The organism is Rhizobium mayense, assembly GCF_030272705.1.
Lineage (GTDB): Bacteria > Pseudomonadota > Alphaproteobacteria > Rhizobiales > Rhizobiaceae > Rhizobium > Rhizobium mayense.
Genome location: NZ_JARFYM010000001.1, coordinates 19,855 through 45,587, shown reverse-complemented (window position 1 = coordinate 45,587; position 25,733 = coordinate 19,855). Strand labels below are relative to the sequence as shown.

At 59.7% G+C, this 25,733-nt stretch carries 23 protein-coding genes and 2 pseudogenes; 12 read left to right on the top strand and 13 right to left on the bottom strand.

Annotated elements, in window-relative coordinates; genetic code table 11:
• Window positions 1–41: 41 nt before the first annotated feature.
• Complete coding sequence (locus PY649_RS00220) at window positions 42–1,226, bottom strand: benzoate/H(+) symporter BenE family transporter (protein ID WP_285866066.1); 1,185 nt, start codon at window positions 1,224–1,226, stop codon at window positions 42–44.
• A 265-nt stretch (window positions 1,227–1,491) separates the two neighbouring features.
• On the opposite strand from PY649_RS00220, the gene PY649_RS00215 reads away from it, so the two are divergent.
• On the top strand, window positions 1,492–1,875 hold the full coding sequence (locus PY649_RS00215) for a YciI family protein (RefSeq protein ID WP_285866065.1): 384 nt from the start codon (window positions 1,492–1,494) through the stop codon (window positions 1,873–1,875).
• A gap of 97 nt (window positions 1,876–1,972) precedes the next feature.
• On the opposite strand, the gene PY649_RS00210 is transcribed toward PY649_RS00215, so the two are convergent.
• Window positions 1,973–2,560, bottom strand: a complete 588-nt coding sequence (locus tag PY649_RS00210; RefSeq protein WP_285866064.1) for an ATP-dependent Clp protease proteolytic subunit — start codon at window positions 2,558–2,560, stop codon at window positions 1,973–1,975.
• 231 nt (window positions 2,561–2,791) lie between these two features.
• Between PY649_RS00210 and PY649_RS00205 the strand changes: the two genes are divergently transcribed.
• A complete protein-coding gene (locus tag PY649_RS00205; RefSeq protein WP_285866063.1) occupies window positions 2,792–3,580 on the top strand; it encodes a DUF2076 domain-containing protein in 789 nt (262 codons plus the stop codon).
• A 59-nt stretch (window positions 3,581–3,639) separates the two neighbouring features.
• On the opposite strand, the gene queF is transcribed toward PY649_RS00205, so the two are convergent.
• Both queF and PY649_RS00195 read right to left on the bottom strand, forming a co-directional pair.
• Window positions 3,640–4,104 (bottom strand): preQ(1) synthase, encoded by a 465-nt coding sequence (gene queF / locus PY649_RS00200; protein WP_285866062.1) that lies wholly within the window; start codon window positions 4,102–4,104, stop codon window positions 3,640–3,642.
• 1 nt (window position 4,105) lies between these two features.
• Window positions 4,106–5,020, bottom strand: a complete 915-nt coding sequence (locus PY649_RS00195) for a cation diffusion facilitator family transporter (RefSeq protein ID WP_285866061.1) — start codon at window positions 5,018–5,020, stop codon at window positions 4,106–4,108.
• A 411-nt stretch (window positions 5,021–5,431) separates the two neighbouring features.
• Here PY649_RS00195 and bluB point away from each other — a divergent pair, with 411 nt between their 5' ends.
• Window positions 5,432–6,181 (top strand): 5,6-dimethylbenzimidazole synthase, encoded by a 750-nt coding sequence (gene bluB, locus PY649_RS00190; RefSeq protein ID WP_285866060.1) that lies wholly within the window; start codon window positions 5,432–5,434, stop codon window positions 6,179–6,181.
• Between the two features lie 57 nt (window positions 6,182–6,238).
• Here the strand turns inward: bluB and PY649_RS00185 are convergent, their stop codons facing one another.
• The 3 genes from PY649_RS00185 to PY649_RS00175 all read right to left on the bottom strand — a co-directional run bounded on the left by PY649_RS00185 (window position 6,239) and on the right by PY649_RS00175 (window position 12,867).
• Window positions 6,239–8,428: an anthranilate synthase gene (locus PY649_RS00185; protein WP_285866059.1), complete on the bottom strand. Its 2,190-nt coding sequence runs from the start codon at window positions 8,426–8,428 to the stop codon at window positions 6,239–6,241.
• A 252-nt stretch (window positions 8,429–8,680) separates the two neighbouring features.
• Window positions 8,681–10,204 (bottom strand): ABC-F family ATP-binding cassette domain-containing protein, encoded by a 1,524-nt coding sequence (locus PY649_RS00180; RefSeq protein WP_285866058.1) that lies wholly within the window; start codon window positions 10,202–10,204, stop codon window positions 8,681–8,683.
• Between the two features lie 440 nt (window positions 10,205–10,644).
• Window positions 10,645–12,867, bottom strand: a complete 2,223-nt coding sequence (locus PY649_RS00175; RefSeq protein ID WP_285866057.1) for a TonB-dependent hemoglobin/transferrin/lactoferrin family receptor — start codon at window positions 12,865–12,867, stop codon at window positions 10,645–10,647.
• Window positions 12,868–13,146: 279 nt separating this feature from the next.
• Here PY649_RS00175 and PY649_RS00170 point away from each other — a divergent pair, with 279 nt between their 5' ends.
• The 6 genes from PY649_RS00170 (at window position 13,147) to PY649_RS00145 (ending at window position 17,993) form a co-directional block, all read left to right on the top strand.
• Window positions 13,147–13,950, top strand: a complete 804-nt coding sequence (locus PY649_RS00170; protein WP_285866056.1) for an extensin-like domain-containing protein — start codon at window positions 13,147–13,149, stop codon at window positions 13,948–13,950.
• Between the two features lie 173 nt (window positions 13,951–14,123).
• A complete protein-coding gene (locus PY649_RS00165) occupies window positions 14,124–15,692 on the top strand; it encodes an amino acid adenylation domain-containing protein (protein ID WP_285866055.1) in 1,569 nt (522 codons plus the stop codon).
• A complete protein-coding gene (locus tag PY649_RS00160) occupies window positions 15,689–17,191 on the top strand; it encodes a hypothetical protein (RefSeq protein WP_285866054.1) in 1,503 nt (500 codons plus the stop codon). Before PY649_RS00165 ends, PY649_RS00160 begins: the two co-directional genes overlap by 4 nt.
• Entirely contained in the window at window positions 17,188–17,439 is a 252-nt protein-coding gene (locus tag PY649_RS00155) for an acyl carrier protein (protein ID WP_285866053.1), read from the top strand. The genes PY649_RS00160 and PY649_RS00155 overlap by 4 nt, the downstream gene beginning before the upstream one ends.
• A 115-nt stretch (window positions 17,440–17,554) precedes the next feature.
• On the top strand, window positions 17,555–17,800 hold the full coding sequence (locus PY649_RS00150; RefSeq protein ID WP_432761305.1) for a CopG family ribbon-helix-helix protein: 246 nt from the start codon (window positions 17,555–17,557) through the stop codon (window positions 17,798–17,800).
• Window positions 17,727–17,993, top strand: a complete 267-nt coding sequence (locus PY649_RS00145) for a type II toxin-antitoxin system RelE/ParE family toxin (protein ID WP_285866052.1) — start codon at window positions 17,727–17,729, stop codon at window positions 17,991–17,993. The genes PY649_RS00150 and PY649_RS00145 overlap by 74 nt, the downstream gene beginning before the upstream one ends.
• Window positions 17,994–18,029: 36 nt before the next feature.
• On the opposite strand, the gene PY649_RS00140 is transcribed toward PY649_RS00145, so the two are convergent.
• A complete protein-coding gene (locus PY649_RS00140; protein ID WP_285866051.1) occupies window positions 18,030–19,709 on the bottom strand; it encodes a formate--tetrahydrofolate ligase in 1,680 nt (559 codons plus the stop codon).
• 176 nt (window positions 19,710–19,885) lie between these two features.
• Between PY649_RS00140 and PY649_RS00135 the strand changes: the two genes are divergently transcribed.
• Window positions 19,886–20,398, top strand: coding sequence for a TIGR00645 family protein (locus PY649_RS00135; protein ID WP_285866050.1), 513 nt, complete (start codon window positions 19,886–19,888; stop codon window positions 20,396–20,398).
• A 15-nt stretch (window positions 20,399–20,413) separates the two neighbouring features.
• Here PY649_RS00135 and PY649_RS00130 read toward each other — a convergent pair whose 3' ends face one another.
• On the bottom strand, window positions 20,414–21,391 hold the full coding sequence (locus tag PY649_RS00130; protein ID WP_285866049.1) for a COG3904 family protein: 978 nt from the start codon (window positions 21,389–21,391) through the stop codon (window positions 20,414–20,416).
• 86 nt (window positions 21,392–21,477) lie between these two features.
• Window positions 21,478–21,796, bottom strand: a pseudogene (locus PY649_RS00125) (aldehyde dehydrogenase family protein); the annotation flags it as partial.
• Between PY649_RS00125 and PY649_RS00120 the strand changes: the two are divergent.
• Both PY649_RS00120 and PY649_RS00115 read left to right on the top strand, forming a co-directional pair.
• Window positions 21,785–21,868 (top strand): annotated as a pseudogene (locus PY649_RS00120) (ArsR family transcriptional regulator); the annotation flags it as partial. The pseudogenes PY649_RS00125 and PY649_RS00120 sit on opposite strands and share 12 nt — an antisense overlap.
• 156 nt (window positions 21,869–22,024) lie before the next feature.
• Window positions 22,025–22,756: a helix-turn-helix transcriptional regulator gene (locus PY649_RS00115; RefSeq protein ID WP_285866048.1), complete on the top strand. Its 732-nt coding sequence runs from the start codon at window positions 22,025–22,027 to the stop codon at window positions 22,754–22,756.
• 98 nt (window positions 22,757–22,854) lie between these two features.
• Here PY649_RS00115 and PY649_RS00110 read toward each other — a convergent pair whose 3' ends face one another.
• The 3 genes from PY649_RS00110 to PY649_RS00100 all read right to left on the bottom strand — a co-directional run bounded on the left by PY649_RS00110 (window position 22,855) and on the right by PY649_RS00100 (window position 25,680).
• Window positions 22,855–23,994 (bottom strand): DUF2333 family protein, encoded by a 1,140-nt coding sequence (locus PY649_RS00110; protein WP_285866047.1) that lies wholly within the window; start codon window positions 23,992–23,994, stop codon window positions 22,855–22,857.
• A gap of 195 nt (window positions 23,995–24,189) precedes the next feature.
• Complete coding sequence (locus tag PY649_RS00105) at window positions 24,190–25,212, bottom strand: hypothetical protein (RefSeq protein ID WP_285866046.1); 1,023 nt, start codon at window positions 25,210–25,212, stop codon at window positions 24,190–24,192.
• Window positions 25,213–25,293: 81 nt separating this feature from the next.
• Window positions 25,294–25,680 (bottom strand): c-type cytochrome, encoded by a 387-nt coding sequence (locus PY649_RS00100; RefSeq protein ID WP_285866045.1) that lies wholly within the window; start codon window positions 25,678–25,680, stop codon window positions 25,294–25,296.
• Window positions 25,681–25,733 lie beyond the last annotated feature (53 nt).

Genomic DNA, 25,733 nt, shown 5'->3' with positions numbered 1-25,733 from the left:
GGCGCTTATAGCCGCGCGACAGAGAAGAAGCAACCCCTTGCTCATGCCTTCAGCCGTTGCACCCCATATGACAACGCCATCATCAACCCGCCGGCAATAAGGCCCCAGAATGCGCCGGAAATACCGGCGAAGGAAACGCCCGATGCCGTGACGAGGAAGGTGATCGCGGCTGCCTCGCGCGATTCTGCCTTTTGAAAAGCGTTCAAGGCCGAGTTGGAGAGTGCGCCGACCAGCGCAAGTCCGGCGACGGCTTCGATCAGGATCGGCGGCGCCAGGGCGACGAAAGCGGTGACTGCTCCGGCGAGCAGCCCAAGGATGACGTAAACGACACCGGCAATGATTGCCGCCCAATAGCGCCGCTTCGGATCGGAATGTGCATCCTGCCCCGCGCACATGGCGGCGGTGATCGCAGCAAGGTTGACCGCGTGGCCGCCGAACGGCGCACTCATCAATGAAAACAGCCCCGTGACGGCAAAGAGCGGGCCTGGTCTCGGATCGTAGTCATGCACCTTCAGCACCGCGATGCCCGGAATATTCTGCGACGCCATGGTGACGATGAATAGCGGCAGCGCGATGGAGACGAGGCCGGCAACGGTGAAGACCGGGTTGACCAGTTCGACCCTCGGCAGCAGCGAATGCCCGAGCGACGCCAGCGCTCCATCGGGCACCTTCACGCCGAGCGCCAGCACCAGCACAAAGGCGGCAAGCGCGGCCGGCACGGCCCAGAGCCGTTTGAACGCTCCGACCACGATCCAGGCGATGACGATGGGCAGGCCAAGTAACGGATTGAAGCCGATCGCCTTGACCGGCGCGAAACAAAGTCCAAGCAACACGCCGGCGAGCATCGCATTGGCAAGTGGCGCCGGGATCGCTGCAACCGCGCGTCCAAGCGGCCGGAACAGGCCGGCAATCACAATCAGCGCCGCACAGACGAGAAACGCGCCGACCGCCACCGGAAATCCACCCTCGACGGCGCCCGCACTGGCAAGCAATGCCGCCCCCGGCGTCGACCAGGCGATACTGACGGGCAGCTTCGTCGCGGTGCTGAGCACGATGGCGCAAAGCCCCATCGAAACCGACAGGACCGTCAGCGCGGATGCGGCCTGCGCATCCGTCGCACCGACCGCCTGCAGACCGTGCAGCACGACGGCAAAGGAACTGGCAAAGCCGACAAAGGCGGTGAGGCAGCCCATAAACAGGCTTTGAACGGAAAAATCTTTGAGCATGACGGCGGCTGGAAACTCGTGGGAGCGGCGGAACGCGCATGGAGCATCACAAGCGGCGGTCGTGCAAGTGCAGTTTCACGAAAGAACCGAGCCGTACTCTGATTGATTGTGGAAAGGATTGGACGGGGTTGCACAAAAGCCAACAAACATGTGTCATGTGCGTCCAATAGTTTTCTGAATTTCAGCCCATAGGCCTGGGCTCCTGGGTATGCCGAATGAAGCTCGGCCGGCTAAAACTGATAGATATATAAGGAAGGAACGTTCTATGTATTACGCCATCCTGGCCTATCACGAAGAGGAAGTGGTCGAATCCTGGACGAAAGAAGAGGATGCGGCATTGATGACTGAGCTTCTTGAGATCAATGACCGCCTTGTTCGGGAGAAGTCTTTGGGACCAGCCGCTCGGCTCGGCTCCACGCAACGCGCCGTGACGCTGCGAGGAAAGGGTGACGGCATGATCATCGACGGCCCCTTTGCTGAAACCAAGGAGCAGTTGCTGGGCTTCTATGTCGTGGATTTTCCAACGCTCGAAGGAGCGGTTGCGGCAGCGCGCGACCTCCGTCGCGCCAATCCGACGGCAGTCTACGAAATCAGGCCGATTTCGCTGTATGTCCCCGGCGCGCCTCTGACACCCCGCGACGAGGATTAAGAAGTCGCCCTGCAGCAGCAAGCTACCAAAATGCAAAAGCGCCCTCGCCCGCCTTTCCGGCAAACGAGGGCGCTTCGACTTATTAAACGCCGCTAAATCAGATTTCGGCCTGCGACCTTACGATCCGCGAGACTAGGCCGTAGGCCTTGGCTTCCTCGGCCGACAGCCAGTAGTCGCGGTCGGTATCCTTGGCGATGCGCTCGACCGGCTGGCCGGTGGCTTCCGAGAAAATCTTGTTCAGGCGCTCGTTCATCTTGATGATCTCGCGCGCCTGAATTTCGATGTCGGAGGCCATGCCGCGCGTGCCGCCGGACGGTTGGTGCAGCAGGAAGCGGGTGTTGGGCAAGCAGATGCGGCGCTCTTTCGGAGCGGCGACATAGATCAACGCGCCCGCGGACGCGACCCAGCCGGAGCCGATCATCCAGACCTTCGGCTTGATGAACTTGATCATGTCGTGAATGGAATCGCCGGATTCGACGTGGCCACCGGGCGAATTCACATAGATGCGAATGTCTTCATCGCTGGCCGCCGCGAGTGCCACGAGCTGCGAGCAGACCTTCTGCGCCAGTTCCTGCGTAATGCCGCCATAGATGAAGATCGAACGCGATTTGAAAAGATTCGCCTCCGCGTCCTTGCCCAAGGGCAGCTCTTTCGTCTTCTCTTCCTGTTCGTCTTCGTCGTTCATTCGCAAGTCTCCAGCAGATGTGTCTTACCGCACATAGTGCGACTCAATGCGTAAAACAATGCCGGAAAAAGGCAAGGCGCCAATAGCTCGGCATTGCATGGCGTTATGGTTGCGGATTACCGAAATGTAAGAGGAGGAGGCTTTGAAAAGCCGAAATTCCGTCTTACCTCAGTTAGGCGCGGTGCGAATCGCGCCCGGAATTTGCAGCAACAGATAGCCAAGGAGGCCATCATGTCGCCTGAAGAACGTCAAATGCTTGCGTCCCTCTTCGATCGCGTCCGCGCTACGGGCAGCACCCAGCGCGATACCGATGCCGAAGCCTTCATCACCCAGTCGGTTCGCGAGCAGCCCTACGCGCCCTATTTCCTCGCCCAAGCCGTGCTCATACAGGAACAAGGCATGAAGGCTGCGGCCGACCGCATCCAGCAGCTCGAAGCCCGCGTGCGCGAATTGGAACAGCAAGGCGCCGGCAATCAGCCGCAAGCCCAGAGCGGCGGCTTCCTCGGCGGTCTCGGCTCGCTCTTCGGCGGCCAGCAACAGCCGCAGCGTGGCCCGGCACCTCAAGCTGGCAACCCGCAGCAGCAGGGCCGTCTCTATGACGATTACGCCCGCAACGCCCCGCCGCAGCAAGGCCCGTGGGGCGGCCAGCAACAGCCGACGGGCCCCTGGAGCCAGCAGGCCGCGGCTCCCTCGGCGGGCGGCAGCTTTCTGCGGGGCGCCCTCGGCACGGCAGCCGGCGTTGCCGGCGGCGTAATGCTGGCAGAATCGCTCTCTAGTCTGTTCAGTCCCCATCTCGGCGGCACCGGCGGCGGTGGCCTTGGCGGCCTCTTCGGCGGTTCGGCCAACGCTGCCGAACAGCCTGTTCAGGAAACCATCATCAACAACAATTATTTCGGCAACGACGACAACAACGATCAGAACGATAATGATCAGGGCAATGTCGACTATGCCTCGGACGATCAGGACGACGACTACGATGATTCGTCCGACAATGGCGGCGACGACAGCTCGTTCGCCTAATACGGATCTTATCTGATTGCGAACAGCCGCCTCCCCGTGGGATGGCGGCTTTTTCAATTTTAGCCACGCCCGCGATAGGGCTGTACGCCCTGATCCGGCAGCCAAACGCCCTCGGGCGGCTTGCCCGTCTGCCAAAAGACATCGATCGGGATGCCGCCACGGGGATACCAGTAGGCGCCGATCCTGAGCCATTTCGGCTCCAGCAGTTCGACCAACCGCTTGGCGATGTAGATTGAGCAATCCTCATGGAAGGCGCCGTGGTTGCGGAAGGAATGCAGGAAGAGTTTCAGCGACTTCGATTCCACCAGCCATTCGTTCGGAACATAATCGATCACGATGTGGGCAAAGTCCGGCTGCCCGGTCATCGGGCAAAGCGAGGTGAACTCCGGCGCCGTGAAGCGCACGACATAATCCGTGCCGGCATGGCCGGACGGCACTTTTTCCAGAATGGCGGCCTCGGGGTTCGCCGCCGTTTCTGTCTGGCTGCCGAGCATCGACAGGCCGGAAACATCGGTTTTAGGCATCTTAATTCTCCTTGATCACCTTGACGCGGATGCCATGGGCCTTCTCGCCCTCGGGCTCCACGTGAATGGTTATTTCCGCGCCGGCATGGATCGCCCGTATGGCGTCTTCAAGGCGATCGCAGATGCGATGCGCCTCGCGAACCGCCATCGCCGCGGGCACGACGAGATGGAAATCGACGAAGGTGACGGCGCCCGCCCGGCGCGTCTTCAGATCGTGCACGCCGAGCGAACCCTCCGCATGCGTCGCGATCGCCTGCTTGATCACCACTTCCTCTTCCGGCAGGACGGCTTTGTCCATCAGCCCGTCGATGGAATTGGAGGTCACCTTCCAGCCTTGATAGAGGATGTTGATGGCGACGAGAATGGCAAGTACCGGGTCGAAGATCGGAAAGCCGGTGCCGATCGCCAGCAACAGGCCGATGAGCACGCCGACCGAGGTATAGACATCGGACATGATGTGCTGCCCATCCGCCGTCAGCGCCGGCGAGCGGTGTTCGCGCCCAGCGCGGATCAGCGTCAGCGCCCATAGGGCATTGAGGATGCCGGCAGCAAAGTTGATGGCGAGACCGAGAACGGGCGCCTGCATCGGCTGCGGATTGCTCAGGTGTCCTACCGCTTCCTGCACGATCATCAGCGCCGCAACGATGATCATCGCACCTTCGGTGACAGCCGAGAGATATTCAGCCTTATGGTGGCCGAAGGGATGATCGTGATCCGCCGGCTTCTGCGCATAGCGGATGGCGAAGAAGGCGATGAAGGCGGCCACGACATTGACGAGGGATTCGAGACCGTCCGACAACAGCGCGACCGAGCCTGTCACCCACCAGGCGAGCATCTTCAGCCCCATGACGCCGAGCGATATCGGAATGCCCCAAAGGGCCAGTCGCCTTATAGTCGGATTGCCCTGTCCGTTCATGCGTTTCTCCAATGCGGATGCGGCCACGCTTATGCGAGTGAATTGCAAAAACTGCGCCGTTCAAATGCAAAACCGCCCACGCGAAAATCGCGCAGGCGGCTCATTGGGGCTCATATGATGCAGAACGCGCCGTTTGTCAAAGGACGACCTGGATCTCGCGCATCACAATTTATCCGAAATATAGCCGTTAAACAAAGCAGAGAGACTGCCGGTGCAGCCTCGCGCAAAGATCGACATTGGCCTGGATAGATATTCGATGACGGTTGCGGACGAATCCCATGTTTGCCTGTGAAAATCATAACGGCACCTTCCCGCGCAACCGCGCACTAAGCTATACATCAACCCGCAACGGCCAGCGAACGGCATGCCGCCAATGAAACGTCGCCGCTCCCTCTAAATCCATGGTGGAACATGCCCTCACTTGATGATCCCGCTCATTCGCACAACGCCCCTTCGGTCGCCGACATATCGCCCAATGAGCCGGACCATCTGATAGCGGCATGTGCGTTTTCGGAAACGGAGCGCGCCGCGGTCTACCGTGCCATCGAAACGCGCCGCGACGTGCGCGATCAGTTCCGCTCCGATCCACTCCCCGAAGATCTTGTCAGGCGGCTGCTTGAGGCTGCCCATCACGCGCCGTCCGTGGGCTTCATGCAGCCATGGAACTTTATCCTCGTCAGGCAGGCCGAGACGCGGGACCGGGTATGGCAGGCGTTCAACCAGGCGAACGAAGAAGCCGCCCTGATGTTCGACGGAGGACGACGCGCGCAATATCAGCGGCTAAAGCTCGAAGGCATCCGCAAGGCGCCGCTCAGCATCTGCATTACCTGCGATACGCAGCGCGGCGGGCCTGTCGTGCTTGGGCGGACGCACAATCCCGCGACGGACGTCTATTCGACGGTCTGCGCCGTTCAAAATCTCTGGCTCGCAGCCCGCGCAGAGGGTGTCGGCGTCGGCTGGGTGAGCATTTTTCACGAGGATGCCATCAAGGCGATCCTGAACATACCGGAGCACGTCAAAATCGTCGCATGGCTATGCGTCGGTTATGTTGACGAACTCTATGACATGCCCGAACTTGCGGTGAAGGGATGGCGGGACCGCCTGCCGCTCGACGAACTGATTTTCCAGGAAGGCTGGCAGACGGACGGCAAGGAACGCTAGATCCCGCCAATTTGGCGACCCAGCGTTCCATGGATATCCATCAGCGAAGCGGCGCTGTCACGCAGCCTTGGTTTTCACCTTGCGCGCCAGATGCGCCACGACATTCTCGATCATCCGCATGCCAGCGTCGCCGCCAAGCGTCATGATCGATTCCGGGTGGAACTGAACGGCTGCGATAGGTTCCTTGACGTGCTCGATCCCCATGATCGTGCCGTCCTCGCTTTCCGCCGTGATCATGAAATCGCGCGGCAGGGTCGAGGGATCGGCGAAGATCGAGTGATAGCGGCCGACCGTGACTTCGCGGCCGAGGCCGGAGAAGACCAAGCCGGGCTCCAGCACGCGGATGCGCGAGGGCTTGCCGTGCATCGGCAGCGCCAGGTGACGAAGCTCGCCGCCATAGGCTTCGGCCAACGCCTGCAGACCGAGGCAGACGCCGAAGATCGGGAGGTCGCGAGCCCTCGCCTTCTTGATCGTCGCCTTGCAGTCGAAATCCTTGGGATTGCCAGGTCCGGGCGAAAGCACCACCAGATCCGGGTCTAGCCTATCGAAAACCTCTTCCGGTACGGGCGTGCGCACGGTCGAGACCGTCGCACCCGTCTGGCGGAAATAATTCGCCAGCGTATGCACGAAGCTGTCTTCATGGTCGACCAGCAGGATTTTTACGCCCTTGCCGACGGAGGCAACATCACGCTGCTGCTTGCCGGAATTCGCAGCCTTGGCATCACGGATAGCGGACAACATGGCGGAGGCCTTCAGTTCGGTTTCGGCTTCTTCATCCTCTGGGACCGAGTCGTTCAACAATGTAGCACCGGCCCGCACCTCGGCAATGCCGTCCTTGATACGCACGGTGCGTAGCGTCAGTCCGGTGTTCATGTCGCCGTTGAAGCCGACCATGCCGATCGCCCCGCCATACCAGGCGCGCGGGCTCTTCTCGTTGCTCTCGATGAAGCGCATCGCCCATAGCTTCGGCGCGCCGGTGACGGTGACGGCCCATGCATGGCTCAGGAAGCCGTCAAAGGCGTCCATGTCGTCGCGCAGGCGGCCCTCGATATGGTCGACTGTATGGATCAACCGCGAATACATTTCGATTTGCCGGCGGCCGATGACCTTCACCGAGCCCGGCTCGCAGACGCGGCTCTTGTCGTTACGGTCGACATCGGAACACATAGTCAGCTCCGACTCGTCCTTCTTGGAATTCAGCAATTTCAGGATCTGCTCGCTGTCGGCGATCGGATCGTCACCGCGCTTGATCGTTCCCGAAATCGGGCAGGTTTCGATGCGGCGGCCGGAAACGCGGACGAACATCTCCGGCGAAGCGCCGACCAGATATTCCTGGTTGCCGAGATTGATGAAGAAGGAATAGGGCGACGGATTGATCGCCTTCAGCCGCTTGGAAATATCGGACGGCCTGCTCTCGCAGCGCTCCATGAATTTTTGCCCGGGCACGACTTCGAAGAGGTCGCCCTTGCGGAAACTCTCTTTGGCCTTGACCACCAGTTCGGCATATTCGCCGGGGCGATGATCGCTTTTTGGCGGAATGGCATCGGTGTGGCGGAAGGGTTCGGCGGCGATATCGCCGGACTTGCCTTCGGTCGAGACGCCGCCCTTGGCGAAATCGTAACGATCGATCCAGGCCTTGGCGGAGTAGTTGTCGACCACCAGGATTTCATCCGGCAGATAAAGCACCATGTCGCGCTGATCAGCGGGACGCTCGAGCTTGAGATTGATGGCGTCGAACTGAAAGGCGAGATCGTAGCCGAAGGCACCATAGAAGCCGATGCTGGCATCGGCCTGCGAATAGAAGAGATCGGTCACGGCGCGCAAAACGGTGAACACGGTCGGCGTCTTCGATCGCTCTTCTTCGGTAAAGACCCGATCCGGCGTCTTCACCGTCAGGTCGAGCCGGCGGGCTGTCGATGCGGCAAGCGCCAAATCCGACACTGTCTTCAGTTTTTCGGTGATGAAGCCGAGAATAACCTCTCCGCGCTCGTTATAGGCTTCGATCCAGACATTACGCCCGAAGCAGGACAGACCAAGCGGCGGATCGACGATGGCGGTATCCCAGCGGGTATAGCGGCCGGGATATTCGTAGTTCGACGAAAACACCGCGCCGCGGCGCTCGTCGAGCTTGTCGATATAGGACGAAACCGCATCCGCATAAGGCGTCGGCCTGCGTTGTCGGGTCACGGTGATCCCGCCCCTCGTCTCGTAGATTTCCGCACCATCATCCCGAAGGATCGTTACCATTGTTCCTCACTCCGTTGTCGGGCCCGGATGACAGGCGGCCTTTATAACAAAAAAGCCGCCTCGAAATCTCGGGCGGCTCACTCGTCGTCTTTGAACACGATTGGTCGAGGCCGCCTCAGCGTGCCCACCACCAAACAGCAATGTTGTTCAAGGACATGTTCATGGAGCGAATTGTTAGCGTGAGATGCGGTGATGCGCAAGCCGCAATCTCGGGGGACGGGCAGAAACGACGTTCGCCTCTGCCCTCGCCTTTTAACTGTGCCGCCCAGCCGCCGCAAAAAACGCCTCCGGCCCGTCCACTTCGATCAGCCGCTTCTTCCCGATCAGCCAGAAGCGATTGCCGATGGCGCGGACGAAGCTGCGGTCGTGGGATACAAGCAAACAACTTGCCTCCCGCGCCAGGAGCTCCCCTTCCAGCGCCTCCTGCCCATCGATATCCAGATGATTGGTCGGCTCGTCCAGCAGGTAGAAGTTGGGGTTGGTCAATCGCAGCACCAGCATGGACAATCGCGCCTTCTGGCCTCCCGAAAGCTTGCCGATAGCGCGGCCCTGCATATCGATGCCCATGCCGGCGCCAGCAAGCAGCGTGCGCGCCCGTTGTTCGCCGAGTTCGAACAGCCGCGTGATGACGCCGCGAGGGGTATCGTCATGGCCGAGATGGGAGAGCGCCTGGTCGCTATAGCCGAGCGCCAGCGACGGTGTCGCCCTGATCGCCGCCACGTTCGCCTGATCGACAATGGCGTTGCGGATCATCTCGACCAGCCGGGTCTTGCCTGCACCGTTCTGGCCGAGCAGCACGATGCGGTCGCCCTGGCAGATCCAGCGCTTGCCGGTCTTGAACAGCAGCGCGCCATCCGGCGTCTCGACGGAAGCGTCCTCCAGCGTCACCAATATCTTGGCCTGAATGCCGCGAACGGCGAGCTTGATCGCGCCCGATGAACGCTCCTGGTAGCTCGGCCGGGCCGTATCCTCCAGCTTCTCGGCTCGAGCCTTGAGCTGCTTCGTCTTGACCGTCAACAAGTCGCTGCCGGAATTGATGCCGAGATTGTTGAGCTTGGCGGCCTGTTTGCGCAGTTGCTGCGCCGTCTTCATATCCTTCTGGTAGCGCCGCTCATCCGAAGCATCCGCCTCGTCCAGCGCCGCCCGCGCCCGGCTGTACGGCAGGGAATAGCTTTGCGATTGCTCCTGCCGCAGGAACAGTGTGCGGTTGGTGACGGCATCGAGAAAGGCGCGATCATGGCTGGATATCAGAACCGGCACATCGCGCGGCAGAGCGTTCAACCAATCTTCGAGCAGCGCAATCTTGGCGAGATCGAGATGGTTGGTCGGCTCGTCCAGCAACAGCATGTCGGGCTCTGTCACCCAGACACGCGCAAGCATGGCAAGTCGCTGCCAGCCGCCGCTGAGCTCAGCAAGCGCCCTCTCCCGCAGCGCCTGCGGCACGTCGAGCGAATCCAGCGTGACGTCCACCCGCCACCCCTCACTTTCGGCCTGTTCCGCCGGCAGAGCGCGCAGAACCGCATCGTAAAAGGATACATCCGCCAGATCGGCGGGCACATCCTGTTCGACGTAGCCGACCCGCAGCCCGCGCGAGCGGGTAATGTCTCCCATTGTCGGTTCCAGCCTGCCGGCGATGCAATTTAGAAGAGTGGATTTCCCACGACCATTTGCGGCAACGATGCCGATGCGATCGCCTGCGGCAACGGTGAAATTGAGATTGGAAATAAGCGGCACACCCAGGGTGATGCCGAAATTGCGGAGATTGATCAGAGTCATGGTCTTCTTCCGGTCTGACTCAAGCAAACACCGGCATCGATCGAAAGCGCCTTATCGCCACACGATGCGGATGTTACCGGCCGTATATCCGGCCGTTGCTCGGTAAATTGTCATGATGCAGCCGCGCGAACACAAAGGTTCGGCGCTGCATTACCCACAGGGGCAGACCAGAAAGACGGTGAGTGAGTGACAGCCTCTGATCAGCCCTGCAAACGCATTTGCAGGGCTTGGTTCGGGCCGAACTGGCGATTGCGCCAGACAAACGTGATCATCTTCGGCCCTCCTTTCTCATTAGGTTGCACCGCGTTGATAGCATTGAACGCTGAAGGAGACAATGTTTCGGGAAATGCGGGCTTACCTCGCTCTTGGCGCGATAGGACCACAAAGAAAAAAGGGCGATGCCGAAGCACCGCCCAGTTTGCTGCATGCAATAAGATTGCTCAGAATTTCTGCGTCAGCGTCAGTTTGAAGGTCCGGCCCGGCTCTGAATAGAATTCGTGCGGCTGGGTCAGACTGGTCGAGGCAACGTTGAGTGCGTCGTAATAGGTCTTGTTGAAGATGTTGTAGACCCCTGCCCGCAGCGACAAGCCTTTCACCTGCTCCGGCTCCCACCATGCCGTCAGATCGAAGATGCCGTAGCCCGGCGTGCGGAAGCTGTCGCCATCCTTCTTCGGCTCGCTCGTCGCGGTGATGAAGGTCAGATCCGTACCCCAGATTTCAGTGGCATAGCCGACCGTGAAGGCAGCCTTTGCCGGGGCGACGGAGTCGAGCCATTCGCCGGTGTCGGAGTCCTTGCCGTTGGCATAAGCGAGCGCGCCCTTGACGTGGATGCCGTTGTCGAACGTCTTGTGGGCATTAACCTCGAGGCCGAAGATGCGGACGTTGGCGCGATTGAAGTATTCCGTGATTCCGAGCGGATAAGTACCTGTCGGATCAACGGAATTCTCGCTGTCGATGAAGTTTTTGTATTTGTTGTAGAAGGCGCCGATATGACCGCCGAAATCGTCGTCGCCGAGGTTCGCGCCGATTTCCACGCCGTTGCTGGTTTCCGGCTTCAGGTCGGGATTGCCATAGCTGACATAGCCGCCGGGCACGCCGTAGTTCAGATAAAGTTCGCTGACATTAGGTGCGCGGAAGCCCATCGCCCATTGTGCATAGAACTCGACATTCTGCTGCGGCTCATAGGAGGCACGCAGCTTCGGCGAAAAGCGCGTGTCGGACTGGCCGGACGGCAGGCCGGTATAGTTGGCGCTGTCGCGATAGGCATCAGTATTCTTTGGCGAATAATCGTACCAGTCGAAGCGCAGCCCGGGCGTCAAGGCGAAGCCGCTGGAGCCGATCTCGATCTTGTCGTCGATGAAGGCGCCGACACGCTTGCCATCGACATCAGGCATATCAGACTGGTTGGTGTGCAGGAAGGCGCAAGTAGCGGCCCAGCGGGGAAGATTGCAGCTATCGCCGCCGGCCGAATATTGATGCGTCTTGGTAAAGGCGACGTCGAGGCCGAAGGTGACGTTGTGATGCAGGTTGCCGCTGTCGAAGGACTTCGACGCATTGCCGTTGAAGCCGATACTGCGATCCTCGACCTCGTTGCGGCGCCAATAGTCGCCGATGACCGAGGTATAGCGATAGCCCTCGGCGCCGTTTTCGCGCAGGAGGTTCTGCCAATAGAAGACCGCATTGGCGTTGTCGATCGGCGAGTCGGCGCTGTCGGCTTCGTATTTATAGTCGAGCGACAGGCGGTCGCGTTCGATACCATCGGTCTCATCGTAGTGGCCGGGGCGGAAATTGCCCGTCGGGCTCTGCTTGCTGCGCCAATCGGTATCCGTATCCTTGCTGAAATGCTCCGCCGTGACGCCGAAGGTGCCGACATCGGTGTATTGGCGGATCTTGAAGAGGCCGTTGCGCTGGTTGTAGTCGGCCGGATCGGCTTCGGTGCGCTTGGTGGAATAGCCGCCGACGTCGCCGTTGTTTTGCAGCTCATGTCCGTGCGTATATCCCGCTTCGAAAAGGACAGCGGTATTCTCGATGCGCTTGGCGACGGCGGCCGAGCCGCCGATGCTGCGGTCGTCGCCATTATAGCCGAGCTTGAAGACCCCGCCCCAGGTCGCATTGGGTCCGATCAGGTCTTCCGGCTCCAGCGTGCGCAGCACGAAGGCGCCGCCCAAAGCACCGGAGCCGGCCCGGCTGGAATCGGAGCCGCGCACGATATCGACTGTCGAAAGCGTGTTGAAGTCGAAGCTGTTGACGCCGCCGTCCGCATCGCGAGCGCCGTCGAGTATGAACGGGATCTGGATGCCGTCGATGGTCGTCAGCACGCGGTCGTCTTCGAGACCACGAATATTGACGCTGCCGCTGGTCCGGTCGAAGCCAACGCCGACTTCAGTGCTGCGGCCAAGGTCTTCGATGCGGGTGATCTGATTGTCGTCGATCTCCTTGGCCGTTGTCTCGGTGGTCGTCGGCGAGTCGGCAAGAATATCCTTCGATGCTTTTCCGCTGACGACGATCGGCTTCAGCTCCGTTACGCGGTCGCTTTTCGGCGCCGCTTTGTCTGCGGTCGCATCATTCTGATTTGCCGTCTGCGCGTAAGACGCCGTGCCAACCCCAAGGGCCAGAAACGCGGTGCACGCCAAGAGAACCGAGCGGGATCGCCGGACAACCATAACCATTCCTTTCGAATTGCTTCACCGGGCTGGCTGGTTGGTGCCTTCTGACGCACGCAAGGGGCTGGCTGGGTTCATTTCGTTGAACGAAGCGGAGCAATTTCCGCCTTCTTTCTGCCGCATAAAAAACATGACTATTATTGTCAATATATCCAGTCGATATAAACATGAATAAAATTATCATGTTTAAAGGCAGACCGATAAAGTTGCTGAATTGCAACGAAATCGCTGCATCGAGCGTTCTCCCGGCGTTGCCATTAGAAGTGGGTGAAATACTTGATGCTTTTCCGGATCATCTCCGTCACGACCGCTGTCGCCATGCTGACGGCAGCCTCCCTCCCTAAGACCGGCCCGATGCCACAACCCAAGCCAGATAGCGAGCAGACCCAGCCGGCCGCCGAACCGCCGATACCGACACCAAAACCAACAGCTCCGGAAGGGCAGCCAAAGGTTCCGGAGACCGAACCGCCTGTCGGGGAAATGCAGGGGCCGCCCAAGCCGCCGCTGACCATCGCAGCGGAATCGGACGAGGAGCATCAGGCCTGCATTGGTAAGCTGAGCGCCATGGGTGCGGTGTTCAAGGATATTCCCCGCATCGATGACGGCAATGGCTGCGGCATCGATAAACCGATTGCCCTCTCCGAACCATTGCCGGGCATCAAGATGAATCCTGAAGGCACGGTACGATGCGAGACCGCGCTGGCGCTTGCCCATTGGATGAAGGAAAGCGTTATCCCCGCTGCCGAAACGGCACTGAAGGAGAACGGTCAGATCACCGCGATCAACCAGGCTTCAACCTATGTCTGCCGCCTCCGCAACAACGCCACCACCGGCAAGATCTCGGAACATGCCCGCGGCAATGCCATCGACGTCGCCAGCTTCACCTTCGAAAACGGCAAGACTGTCGGCATCGAACCCCGCCGTGAAGACCCGACGCTAACGGGCGCATTCCAGCGCACGGCCAGCGCCTCCGCCTGTCTCTATTTCACAACTGTACTGGACCCGGAGAGCGACGCCGCGCACGAGACGCATTTCCATTTGGACGTGCTGAAACGGCACGGCGAGTTCAGATATTGCCACTGAACCGCAGGCTTTGGCGTCCTCATTTGAACCACTGACTCACAATTGCGTGAGCGTTAATTCTCTGCCCCTCCCATGGTAACCATGATGGCTGAAAAGCGTTGCATCGCAGGGCTTTTCGCGAAAACTGCGCGCATTGCGAATGTGGAGGTCCCCAGCGAGGGGCCGCGATTGCTATGACCGAAAATATTGCCTTGCCGCTTTACCGGCACAGTCTCGAAAGACCTGATGCTCTGGCGCTCTCCGTCAATGGAAGCGAGTTCAGCTATCGTGAACTTGCGGCCTTGTCAGGCCGCATCGCTGGCTGTCTGCAAACGGTGGCAAGAACTCGGCGAATCGGGGTTCTCGCATCTCGCAGCCTTGCCGCCTGCGCTGGAATTCTCGGCACCGCATGGTCCGGAGGCACCTATGTTCCTCTCAACCTGAAGCTTCCGCCAGCGCGGCTCATTCATCTCTTTTCGACGCTGGACCTCGATGCGCTAATCGCCGATGCGCGCGGCGCCGCACTTCTGACGCCGGAGGTATTGGCCGCGGCACCCCGCACCGTCCTTGTCGGCGATGATGTTCAGGGTGTTCCTTCAGCCCGCATCAAATCGTTCTCGACGCTGGATAACCTTGGCCCCGACAAACCCACCGATATCACCGGCGATCATCTCTCCTATATCGAATTCACCTCCGGAACGACCGGCATTCCCAAAGGCGTCATGGTGCCGTCCAGCGCGGTCAACCATTATCTCAAGGTCATGCAGGATTGGTTTGGCCTAACGCCGGAAGACCGGACGGCGGAAACCTGTGACATCACCTTCGACCTGTCCGTCCATAACATGTTCCTGACGTGGCATGCCGGCGCTTCCCTGCATGTGATGAACCCTCTGCAGATGGTTGCCCCCGCCCGCTTCATCCGCGATCGGGCGATCACAAGTTGGCTTTCGGTACCCTCGATCATCGCCATGATGCGGCAGAACCGGACGCTGGAAGCAGATACGCTGCCGAGCCTGCGCCTGTCCTTCTTCTGCGGCGAGGCGCTGCCGGCGGGCGCGGCCCGCGCCTGGGCGAAAGCCGCGCCGAACAGCCGGATAGAAAATATCTATGGGCCGACCGAGGCGACGATCGCCTGCCTGCGGCAACCCGTCATCGAACCCATCGCCATAACGGCGAACCGCGAGATCGTCGCGATAGGCAGGGCTTATCCCGGCATGGCGGCACGAATCATCGATCCGGCATTGCGGCCGCTGCCGCCAGGCAGTCCCGGCGAGGTTGCCCTTTCCGGCTCTCAGCTTGCCAAAGGCTATTTCGCTCAGCCGGAACTGACGGCAGAACGTTTTCCCCTCATCGACGGCGAACGCTGGTATCTGACCGGCGATCTCGGCGTTGAGGACGAGGACGGCACTTTCCATCACCTCGGGCGCCTGGACAACCAGGTCAAGGTCCTCGGCAATCGCGTCGAACTGGAAGAGATCGAAATGCATCTGCGCGCGGCATCCAGATCGGACCAAGTTGCCGCCATCGCCTGGCCGCTGTCGGATGGTTCCGCGAAAGGCATCGTCGGATTTGTATCGGACTCGGCACTCGATGCAGACACGATCAAGGACGATCTTCGCCAGCGGCTGCCCTCCTATATGGTTCCAAGCGCCATCCATCGCGTCGACGACCTCCCGCTGAACGGCAACGGCAAGGTGGATCGCAATGCGCTCGTGACACGCCTCGACGCAGGAACCGTTGCTGTCACGGAGAAGACTCTATGACCGACAGCACTCTTTCCGGTGCCATCATCCGCCCCTCTCTTCTCACCAGACTGCTCGACTGGCGTCGCGCATGGCTGCAGATGGACAAGAACCCGGACGTGATCCGTTTCGCCGGCACGGTTCGCGGTTCTGTGATTATCCACGCTGCCTTCTTCGCCGTCCTTCTTCTCGCCGGCCTGGACATCGGCTTTGGCACGGCCGCGATAGCGATCGCCGGGCTGATTGGCTGCGCCATCTTCCCCTCGAAGCGCGCTCTCGTCATCGCGGCCTCCACCCTGGTGTTCCTGGTCATCCGGCCATTTCACGCCTTTGAATTGGCTGAAATCCCCCCTGCGGTTATCGGGCGCCTTGGCCTGACCGGCACCAATCCGAAAATCCTGGCCTGGGGCGCGACTGCCTTGTTCATGATCACCGCATGGATCGCCCTTTACCTGCAAGGCCGCTACCGTGAGACGCTCGCGGCGAAGCGCCCACTGCTATCCATGGTCATCCTCTTCTGGTTCCTTGTGTTGATTGCCGTTTCCGGCCTACTGCCGGCGCTGCCGCTGGCGTTCCTCTGGACCTTCCTGGCCGCTTTCGCCTCCGGATTCTGGTTTTTGGCCTATGCCCTGGCAGATCAGAAAGCGAATGACCCGACCCGCAATGGTATTCGGCTCGGCCTGTTTCACCCCTTCTGGGAGGGCCCGCCGTTGCCGACGGGCAAAGGCGCGGCCTACCTGAAGAAATTCGAGGCCAAGGATGAAACCAGCCTTGCCGTCACGCGATTGAAGGCGCTCAAACTGGTTGTCTGGGGCGTGGTGCTCACCGGCCTCTACCTGGCGCTGACGAAGCTGATCAATGGCTATGCCGGCTTGCCGACCTTGCATCGCGCCATGGAACTCCATGCCGCCGGTACGCCGGTTCCAGTCTACGAGGCATGGGCGGCGCTGGCCGTCCATTATCTGCTCGATATCGCTTTCATTGCCGGCTGGAGCCATGTTGTCGTGGCGATCGTGCGCATGGCGGGCTATGCCATTCCGCGCAATACCGTCCGTCCCCTCTCCTCCCGGACGCTAGCCGAGTTCTGGAACCGCTATTACTTCTATTTCAAGGAACTGCTCGTCGATTTCTTCTTCTTTCCGGCGTTCCTGCGCTATTTCAAGAAGCGGCCGAAGCTACGCGTTGCCTTCGCCACGCTCTGTGCCGCATCCTTCGGCAATGTGCTTTTCCATTTTACCTGGAACCTCAATCTGACGCTCGACTATGGCCTGCTCGGCGCCATGCAGCATTTCGAAAGCTATGCGGTCTATTCGCTGTTGCTTGCCGGCGGACTGATCATGTCGCAGTTGCGAGGCCGCAAGCCAAATCCGGAAGACGGCTTCCTGCGCTACGAGGTCTTGCCGCGCATCGGCGTCGGCCTGTTCTTCTGCCTCATCGCCGTCTTCAACGAGACGCCGGAACTCTTCACGATGCACGATCGCATCGCCTTCTTTTTCAGCCTGTTTGGAGTGATGCGATGACCATCATGGTGATCGATAAGTTGCGCGCCACGGTCGGCGACCTGCTTGCCGCCCGCGGCGACCGCAACCCGTTTTCCGATACCGAACCGCTCTTCACAGCCGGCCGTCTCGATTCGCTGGCGGCCACAGAACTGATCGTCGCACTTGAACAGGATTACGGCCTCGATCTGGCGACCGCGGATTTCGACATTTCGATGCTCGATACGCTGCGCGATCTTTCAAAGCTGGTGGCGGCGGCTCATTCCTAAATGCGCATGAGCTATCGTGAATGAAAATCGTTCTCTTTCAAAATCTTACGATTCCGGCTTGAATCAGCTCACGGGACCTCTAGACTCAAGTATGAGCGACAGGTAGGATTCTCTGATGACGGTATTTAGCTTTCAAATGCAGGAATCGACGGCATCCCGTTTGGACCGGCTGGCCAAACGGCGTCGATTGTCATCCGGAGAAATGGCCGCCTTGGCCATCGAGGAATTCGTGGAGCGCGAAGAGTGGCAACTCGCGGAAATCGAAGCTGCCGTCTCCGAAGCTGATCGTGGGGATTTTGCGACTGAGGAGGAAGTCGCGGCCGTATTGTCCAAATACGCTGGTTCTCCCTCCTCAAAATGACGCTACGACCGGTTTGGAGCAGAAGAGCGCACTTTGCGATTTTCCGGCCCAAGGGAAGGTCGGGCGCATAGCCAGTACAAGGGAGCTGGTGCTCGTCGACTTCCCTTACGTTCTCGTCTACCGCGCGACGGAACAAACGCTCGAAGTCCTGACCGTCATGCACACATCTCAACGCTGGCCAGCAAGGTTCTGACCCGTGGCGCCAAGATGGCTGCACTGGAATCAGAACTTAAAACAATCCCTCGATGTATCCCTGATCATTCAGGAAAATCCGTTCTGCCGCTGGGGATTTCGGCAGGCCCGGCATGGTCATGATCTCGCCGGTAATGGCGACGACGAAGCCGGCGCCGGCGGAAAGGCGTACCTCGCGAACCGGCACTATGTGCCCTTCCGGCGCGCCACGAACGTTCGGATCCGTCGAGAAGGAATATTGCGTCTTCGCCATGCAGACCGGCAAATGGCCGTAGCCCTGATCCTCCCAGGAGCGCAATTGGTCGCGCACGGCCTTGTCAGCGGTCACTTCGCCGGCGTGATAGATCTTTGAGGCGACGATCTCGATCTTTTCGAGCAAGGAGAGATTGTCGGGATAAAGCGGCTGGAACTTCGCCTGGCCGGATTCGGCAAGCTCGACCACCTTATAGGCAAGTTCTTCGATCCCCGCGGAGCCCTCCGCCCAGTGGCGGCAGAGGATCGCCTCGGCGCCGAGCCGCGCCACATAATTCTTCAGCGCCTCGATCTCGGCATCCGTATCCGAGATGAAGTGATTGATGGCAACGACGACGGGCACGCCGAATTTGCGGACATTGGCGACATGCCGGCCGAGATTGGCGCAGCCCTTTACCAGGGCTGCGACATTTTCCTGGCCGAGATCGTCCTGCTTGACGCCGCCGTTCATTTTCAGCGCCCTTACCGTCGCGACGATAACGGCTGCATCCGGTGAGAGACCGGCCTTGCGGCACTTGATGTCAAAGAATTTTTCCGCCCCGAGATCGGCGCCGAAGCCAGCTTCGGTCACGACGTAGTCGCCAAGTTTCAGCGCCGTGCGTGTGGCGATCACCGAATTGCAGCCATGGGCGATGTTGGCGAAGGGGCCGCCATGCACCAAGGCCGGATTGTTCTCCAGAGTCTGTACCAGGTTCGGCTGCATCGCGTCCTTGAGCAGTACCGCCATGGCGCCGTCAGCCTTGAGATCGCGGGCATAAACCGGCGTGCGGTCGCGGCGATAGCCGATGATGATGTTGCCAAGCCGCTTTTCCAGGTCCTCCAGATCGGAGGCCAGGCAGAGGATCGCCATGACTTCGGACGCGACGGTGATGTCGAAGCCGCCCTCACGCGGAAAACCGTTGGCTACCCCGCCGAGCGAGGCGACGATATCGCGCAGTGCGCGGTCGTTCATGTCCATGGCGCGCCGCCAGGTGATGCGGCGGACATCAATATTCTGCTCGTTGCCCCAGTAGATGTGATTGTCGATCAGCGCCGCCAAAAGATTGTGCGCCGAGGTGACCGCGTGGAAATCGCCGGTGAAATGCAGGTTGATGTCTTCCATCGGAATGACCTGCGCATAGCCGCCACCCGCCGCTCCACCCTTGACACCAAAGCAGGGGCCGAGCGAAGCCTCGCGCACGCAGACAATCGCCCTCTTGCCGATCCGGTTCAGCCCATCGCCAAGGCCAACGGTCGTGGTCGTCTTCCCCTCGCCGGCCGGCGTCGGGTTGATGGCCGTGACGAGGATCAGCTTGCCGTCCTTCTTATCTTTCTGTGCCGCAATGAAATGAGCGCCGATTTTCGCCTTGTCATGCCCATAAGGCGCCAGATCTTCGGCCGGAATGCCGAGCTTTGCGCCGATCTCGACGATCGGCAATTTCTTCGCGGCCCGCGCGATTTCTATATCGGATTTCACCGCTGACATCAGACCCGTTCCCGCCCTGAACATGGAGGCATTCATCCTGCCGGGATAACCCAATAAATATCGACTGTGAATAGCTGCAGATTGCAGTTCTCCCTGAAACTGTCCGGTCTTGCCCCAGGGCGGACGCGCACTTATTTTCGCGGAGTGGCTGCAGGATGAACGAAAAAGGATGAGACATGAAGTCCCTGGAATTGCTGGTCGAGCGCATCATTCTCTCCAGCCGCTGGATTTTGGTCGTCTTCTATCTGGGCCTCGCGGCCGCACTCGCAATCTATGCCGTCTCGTTCGGCTACAAATTCCTGAAGGTCGTAGCGGGCGTCTTCCAATATGAGGAAGCGGACATGATTCTCGCGATCCTCGGCCTCATCGATGCGGCGCTGGTGGCTAGTCTCATCGTCATGGTGATGATTTCGGGTTACGAAAATTTCGTCAGCCGCTTCGACGAGGCCGATGACGAAGTCTCCTTTCTCGGCAAGCTCGATTCCGGCAGCCTGAAGATCAAGGTTGCCTCCTCGATCGTCGCCATTTCGTCGATCCACCTGCTGCAGGTGTTCCTCAACGCCACCCAATACGAGAACGCCAAGCTGATGTGGCTGACCATGATGCATCTGGCCTTCGTCGTCTCTGCGCTCCTGCTTGGCTTTCTGGAAAGGATCATCATGTCTAAAGCCAAAAGCAAGGACGCCTGAGGTCCGAAAGCGCAACTATTCGCCGACGATCGCCGGCGCATCGGAAGTCGGCGCGACAGAGGCTGGCTCCGCGGAGGCCGGCGGTGGCGCAGCGCACTCGGCAATCGGTTGTTTGTCCTTGCAGTTTCTCGCGGCAACGAGCTGGTCGGCTGCGGCAAGCTCCGTCGTCAAATTCAGCTTCAGCGCATCCATCTGCGCGATCAGATGGATAGAGGTCGGCTGAGTACCGAGCATCAGATCGACAAGGGATTTGTCGATGCCCATCTCCTTCAGGAAGGCGACAAGCCTCGCCTTCTGTTGCTTATCAAGCTTGGTCGTGTCGTGCTTACCAACGAATTTGCGCCCGACCTCACGCTTGGAAAGGATCTTTCGCCTGCCATTCACCGTTTCATATTCGGTGCGATACTGAACGCGCACTTCACTGTAGGTCGTGGTGATCTGATGCACGCCGAGGAGTGCGAAGGGGCTGGAAACGCGCTCGACGCCGCCGGCAAAAAACAGCGGACAGGCCGAAAAACAGATGGCGCCGAATGAATAGGTCTCGCCCTTGATGGAGCCATCCTTTGCGCGGGCAGCCGAACAGATCGGCTCGGCATAGGGACAATCGCGCGAGCGCGTCCTGCCGACCGCGATGGGAAGTTCCCGCTTGCGGATGGTATAGGCCATCTCGATTGCCGCCCGGACATCGCCGCCCGGCGAACTGACGATGATCGGCAATTTCCTGTCGCCGAGGCGTTTCAGCAGCTTTTGCAACTTCTTCGGCGAATCCGCCATGATCTGCCCTTCGGCTGAGATCCAGTCCGGACAGCTGTTGCCGGCGCGGCACCAAGCCATGTCACCATGCACCAACAGGAATTCCATGGGCTGACCGACATCAGAACCGGAAGCGTCAGCGGACGTGAAGGAAAGCAACAGAAGAAGAACTGTCGTCAGGAACCACAAGGTCCGTTGGCAACACCGCGCGGCACGCTGCGGAAAGATACGAAAGGTCATGCAATAAAGGCCTGCAAGCGATTGCTATGGTAAGACCGATAGCAATCACTTTTGACCTTCGCAAGGCGGGCTTTCACAGTCGCTCGTCAGTCGTCGCCCATGGCGATCAGGCTGGCATTGCCGCCGGCGGCCCGCCGTGTTCACCGAAATCACCTGCTCAAGTGCAAATCGCTGCAAATAGGCAGGTCCGCCGGCCTTAAAGCCTGTGCCGGAAAGCCCCGAGCCGCCGAAAGGCTGCGTTCCGACCAGAGCGCCGATTATATTGCGGTTGACATAAACGTTACCGGTATCGAGCGCTTCAGTGACGGTCTTGATCGTCGTTTCGATGCGACTATGGACGCCAAGCGTCAGACCGTAGCCGGAAGCGGCGATATCGGCTAGGACCCGAGGCAGCTCCTTCGCCTTCCCGGCGTGCGCGAGACGCATACATATGCCGTAATGGAGGAAGTCAAGGGAACAACATTTCTGCCCGTGTAAGTCACATTTCGGAAAAGTAATACAAATCAGAACTTTACCATATTAAAACATATGAAAATGGAATTATTTCTGATTGGTGTCGCAAATTTGTCTCTAGCATTCGCCCGCAAATCCGGTATTTGATAGCGGTAACACGCTGTGGGCGCTTATATCCAAATGTCCTATATTATCACCGCCGAGAGACAACTGCTGCTTTCCGCCGACTTGGCTACAGCCCGGACGCAAATGGCTTTCGCGCAGGCTTTGGAGCGTACGAGCTCCGCTTTCGGCTTCAGCCACGCGGCGCTCATGAGCGCACCAGTTTCCGAAGATTCCCTTCTGACGCCGCTGGTCATTGAAGGCTCGATACCCGCTCAGTTTCTGCGTGATTTCGACCGTCAGCAGCTGCTTCGCCGTTGCCCCATGCTGATGCGCGTGCGGGACTCGGTGATGCCGCGCCCGTGGCATCTGTTGGAAAAAAGTGCAGCCCATGACATAGAGCCGCCCCGCGAGCTGCGCACGCTCTTGATCAACCACAATTGCCCGATGGGCGTTGTCATTCCCGTCAATTCCTCGGACGGACAGCGTCTCGTCTTCTGGTTCATGGGTAACCGTAGCAGCCTGGGCCAGAGCGAGCTCAACGAGCTCACCATGATCATGCTGCAGGGCCTCGACACCTACAATTGCATCCGACGCAACGACGGTTCCGTACCGCATATGCTTTCAACTCGGGAGCTCGAGGTGGTTCGGTGGACGGCGCAAGGCAAGACCTCGGTTGAAATCGGCCAGATCCTTTCTCTCTCCGATCATACGGTCAACGCCTATATGACCAACGCAATCAGGAAGCTCGATTGCGTTAATCGGACACAGTTGGTCGCCAAAGCCATCCGTCTGAAACTGATCAGTTAATCGTTTTATCAAGCGCCTAATCGTCAGTTCGGTGGCCTTGTGTCGACCTTAAGCGGCCGCGCGTCGCGCGACTGATCTCCCCGCACGATCGCCCTGCCCTAACGGCCACCGAGAACAGTGCGCATTTCCACCAGATTCGAGCGTACGCGCAAAATATAGAAACCCATCGTTGCGAGATGGCTGGGCATGATCCAACCGTCTTCGCGCCCATTCGAGATGATGAAAGGCTGGATCCGCAAAGCGGCCTGCAACTGCCTCATGGTGCCAGTCCAGAGCGTGCCGAGATTGCGCTCGGCGATGACCTGTTGGAAATCGGCGCCGACGGCGCTCAGGATGCTGTAATAGCCGTAGAGCTGGCCATAGGCGAACCAGAAGCGGTCGTCGGCGCGCATGTCGAACCAGCCGTAATTGTGGTTCTCCGATCGCTCCGCCAGAATATCCGACGTGCTGCCGAGATCGTTGGCGACACGATCGATGAATTGCAGCAGGTTGTCCGCACGGCTGTCGAAAACCGCATTGCAGGCCCCGAGATCGGTGTTGAACTTGCGCAGGCTGCCGATTGCAGCGCGATAATAGCTGGGCGTCGGCGTCTTCGGACCAAAGGGGCGCAGGCCGAAATACCAGCTCGTTTCGTCGAATTGCAGATTGCCACGGGCGCTCTGCAGGTCGCTGTTGATGCCGGATGTGCCGCGCACGCGCCCGAGCGTATCGACCAATTCCACCGCCGTGCGCCGCACCGCCTGGTTCACGCCACGCTGAAAAGCCGCCTTGTTGTCGAGGAAGGGCGTGTCGTCCCAGCTGATGCCGAAGAATCCGAGCTTGAAGAGCAGCATCGAGGAGATCCAGGCATTCTGGTTGACGTTGAAATCGATAAGATCGGCGGTGACATCGACGATCCCTGAGGTCTGGCAGGTTTTCGGCGCACTCGCTGCCGCCTGCTGCCCATCCGTCGCCGGCAGCTCTTGCCCTGCCCCGACTTTGCGGCTCGCAAACTTATAGACATCGGGATAATTGGCGTCGAAGCCGCTCCAGGCCTGCGTCTGCCAGATAAAATAGACGTAGAGCGTTGCGATCAGTGCAAGGAAAGCGGCGATCGGCAGCTTGATCATCCAATTGCGTTGCCGGTACCAGCCGTGAGCGGCAAGAAAGGGCCAGACTATCCAAACGACGAGAAGCCCGAAGCCGCGCGCTATGGCACGGCCGATCCGCCTGAAGAACGCAGTGATCGAATCAAGCATGAACCTCTCCTTTGCTGCGCCGCACGTCCGTCTGACGAGCAAGGGGCGCAGTACACCTCGAATCCGCGTATAGTTCGAAAACCGATCCGGATTTTCGGACTATAGGCAGCGTACGGCTATTCTCGTTCCAGCAGATATGTGTTCCCTGTGGAGACAGCAACCGGTTGTTGTCCTTTTTCAATTTTTGGACAACGATCATGTCTCCGGCTCGGTCTCCGTCGGCGGCTCGATCATTGTCGCCGGCGCAGCCGGCGGACGCGGGTCCAACCGCCGCGTAAAGATATCGTCGGCACGGGCCTTGCGCGCTGCGAGATCATGGCCCGCCAGCACATTCGCCTCGAAGGTCGCAATCAGTGCGGCGACCGGCGCTGATCTTTCGGTGACGGGCAGAGCTGGCTCGGCTTCGGACATTACGGCCTTCAGCAAGGCAATCCGCTGCTCGATATCGACAGTGAGCTTGCCTGTCATCGTGTTGACCGCGGCGATTTTCGCGTTCTGGACGTCAGCCAGTTCCTCGTAGATATCGATGAGCCGCTGTAGCGCCGCTCTGCCTGGCTGCAAGGCTCGCTCCTGCCCACGGAGATCCTCCCGTTCGGCAAGCAGTCTGTGATATTCGGCCTCCAATTCGGATCGCGAGCCCGCGTCGTGAGCCGAAGGGATACTGCTGCGCCGGTCGGCAATTCTCGGAATTAAGGCATCGGCCTGGCGCTGCGCTTGCTCGATATCGAAATCAATATGACGCCGCCGCTCGATGATGCGCTCCAGATGCGTCTCACAATCGCGAAAGGATCGAACCAAGGCCGAACGGGCGCTCTTGAACTGCGCATCGAGGGAAGCCGATGCGGCCAGCGCCACCTCGATATCAGCCGCGATCGACGCCGGTTTGGCATGGCCCTGCCCGATCCTGCGCCCCAGCCCTCCCGATGCGTCGATCCCGGCCTTCTCGTCGAACAGCCGCCGGTGCTGTAAATCTGCAGTTGCGGTTACCAGATCGAGCTCTTTCACCAACGACAGGCTCAGGGCCTTCCAGTGGTCGAGCAACTCGATCGTCTCGCGCACCAGCGCCTCTTCTACCGGGAAATTGATAGCGTCGAGACGTCCGTCGCTCTTGGTGTGACGGCCGAGCCCAGCATTGGCCGCATCCATGCCCTTGATCGCATTGTCGAGCGTCACCCGCGCCTTGTCGATCTCGCCGTCGAAGGAGTGGACCTTTGCCATGAAAGCATCTCTCAGTTGCCGTCTTTGGCGAGACTAACCGCTTAAATGCGCAAAGAAAATGCCCGACCGTATAAACCTGCTTTACTTCGCGACAGCCGGGCTCTTGAGATAGGCGATCAGATTGTCGAGATCCTTGTCGCTCTTCAAACCAGGGAAAGTCATCTTCGTGCCCTTCACCAGGAATTGCGGACTGGGCAGGTACTTTCGCAGCAGCGCCTCGTCCCAGACTTTGCCGTCGGCGCCGAATGCTTTCATCGCCGGCGAATAATTGTAGTCCGGCACAGAGGCGACGGGGCGACCGACCACGCCCATCAGCGAAGGCCCCACATGGTTTTCATGCTCGGTCGCCGTGTGGCAGACGGCACATTTCTTGAAGACTGCCGCCCCGGTAGCTGCGTCTCCGTCGGCAAGCGCAGCGGAGGCCGGCAAAAGAACGGCGGCTGCGGCCGCCAGACAACCCAATTTCATAGTTCCTCCCGATCGGACATCTAGCGATCCCCTGCCGCAACCATAGAGAAGTT

Bases quoted from the DNA above. Each gene is read 5' to 3' on its own strand.
- PY649_RS00220 (WP_285866066.1), bottom strand. From the start codon at position 1,226: ATGCTCAAAGATTTTTCCGTTCAAAGCCTGTTTATGGGCTGCCTCACC.
- PY649_RS00215 (WP_285866065.1), top strand. From the start codon at position 1,492: ATGTATTACGCCATCCTGGCCTATCACGAAGAGGAAGTGGTCGAATCC.
- PY649_RS00210 (WP_285866064.1), bottom strand. From the start codon at position 2,560: ATGAACGACGAAGACGAACAGGAAGAGAAGACGAAAGAGCTGCCCTTG.
- PY649_RS00205 (WP_285866063.1), top strand. From the start codon at position 2,792: ATGTCGCCTGAAGAACGTCAAATGCTTGCGTCCCTCTTCGATCGCGTC.
- queF (WP_285866062.1), bottom strand. From the start codon at position 4,104: ATGCCTAAAACCGATGTTTCCGGCCTGTCGATGCTCGGCAGCCAGACA.
- PY649_RS00195 (WP_285866061.1), bottom strand. From the start codon at position 5,020: ATGAACGGACAGGGCAATCCGACTATAAGGCGACTGGCCCTTTGGGGC.
- bluB (WP_285866060.1), top strand. From the start codon at position 5,432: ATGCCCTCACTTGATGATCCCGCTCATTCGCACAACGCCCCTTCGGTC.
- PY649_RS00185 (WP_285866059.1), bottom strand. From the start codon at position 8,428: ATGGTAACGATCCTTCGGGATGATGGTGCGGAAATCTACGAGACGAGG.
- PY649_RS00180 (WP_285866058.1), bottom strand. From the start codon at position 10,204: ATGACTCTGATCAATCTCCGCAATTTCGGCATCACCCTGGGTGTGCCG.
- PY649_RS00175 (WP_285866057.1), bottom strand. From the start codon at position 12,867: ATGGTTGTCCGGCGATCCCGCTCGGTTCTCTTGGCGTGCACCGCGTTT.
- PY649_RS00170 (WP_285866056.1), top strand. From the start codon at position 13,147: ATGCTTTTCCGGATCATCTCCGTCACGACCGCTGTCGCCATGCTGACG.
- PY649_RS00165 (WP_285866055.1), top strand. From the start codon at position 14,124: ATGACCGAAAATATTGCCTTGCCGCTTTACCGGCACAGTCTCGAAAGA.
- PY649_RS00160 (WP_285866054.1), top strand. From the start codon at position 15,689: ATGACCGACAGCACTCTTTCCGGTGCCATCATCCGCCCCTCTCTTCTC.
- PY649_RS00155 (WP_285866053.1), top strand. From the start codon at position 17,188: ATGACCATCATGGTGATCGATAAGTTGCGCGCCACGGTCGGCGACCTG.
- PY649_RS00150 (WP_432761305.1), top strand. From the start codon at position 17,555: ATGACGGTATTTAGCTTTCAAATGCAGGAATCGACGGCATCCCGTTTG.
- PY649_RS00140 (WP_285866051.1), bottom strand. From the start codon at position 19,709: ATGTCAGCGGTGAAATCCGATATAGAAATCGCGCGGGCCGCGAAGAAA.
- PY649_RS00135 (WP_285866050.1), top strand. From the start codon at position 19,886: ATGAAGTCCCTGGAATTGCTGGTCGAGCGCATCATTCTCTCCAGCCGC.
- PY649_RS00130 (WP_285866049.1), bottom strand. From the start codon at position 21,391: ATGACCTTTCGTATCTTTCCGCAGCGTGCCGCGCGGTGTTGCCAACGG.
- PY649_RS00115 (WP_285866048.1), top strand. From the start codon at position 22,025: ATGTCCTATATTATCACCGCCGAGAGACAACTGCTGCTTTCCGCCGAC.
- PY649_RS00110 (WP_285866047.1), bottom strand. From the start codon at position 23,994: ATGCTTGATTCGATCACTGCGTTCTTCAGGCGGATCGGCCGTGCCATA.
- PY649_RS00105 (WP_285866046.1), bottom strand. From the start codon at position 25,212: ATGGCAAAGGTCCACTCCTTCGACGGCGAGATCGACAAGGCGCGGGTG.
- PY649_RS00100 (WP_285866045.1), bottom strand. From the start codon at position 25,680: ATGAAATTGGGTTGTCTGGCGGCCGCAGCCGCCGTTCTTTTGCCGGCC.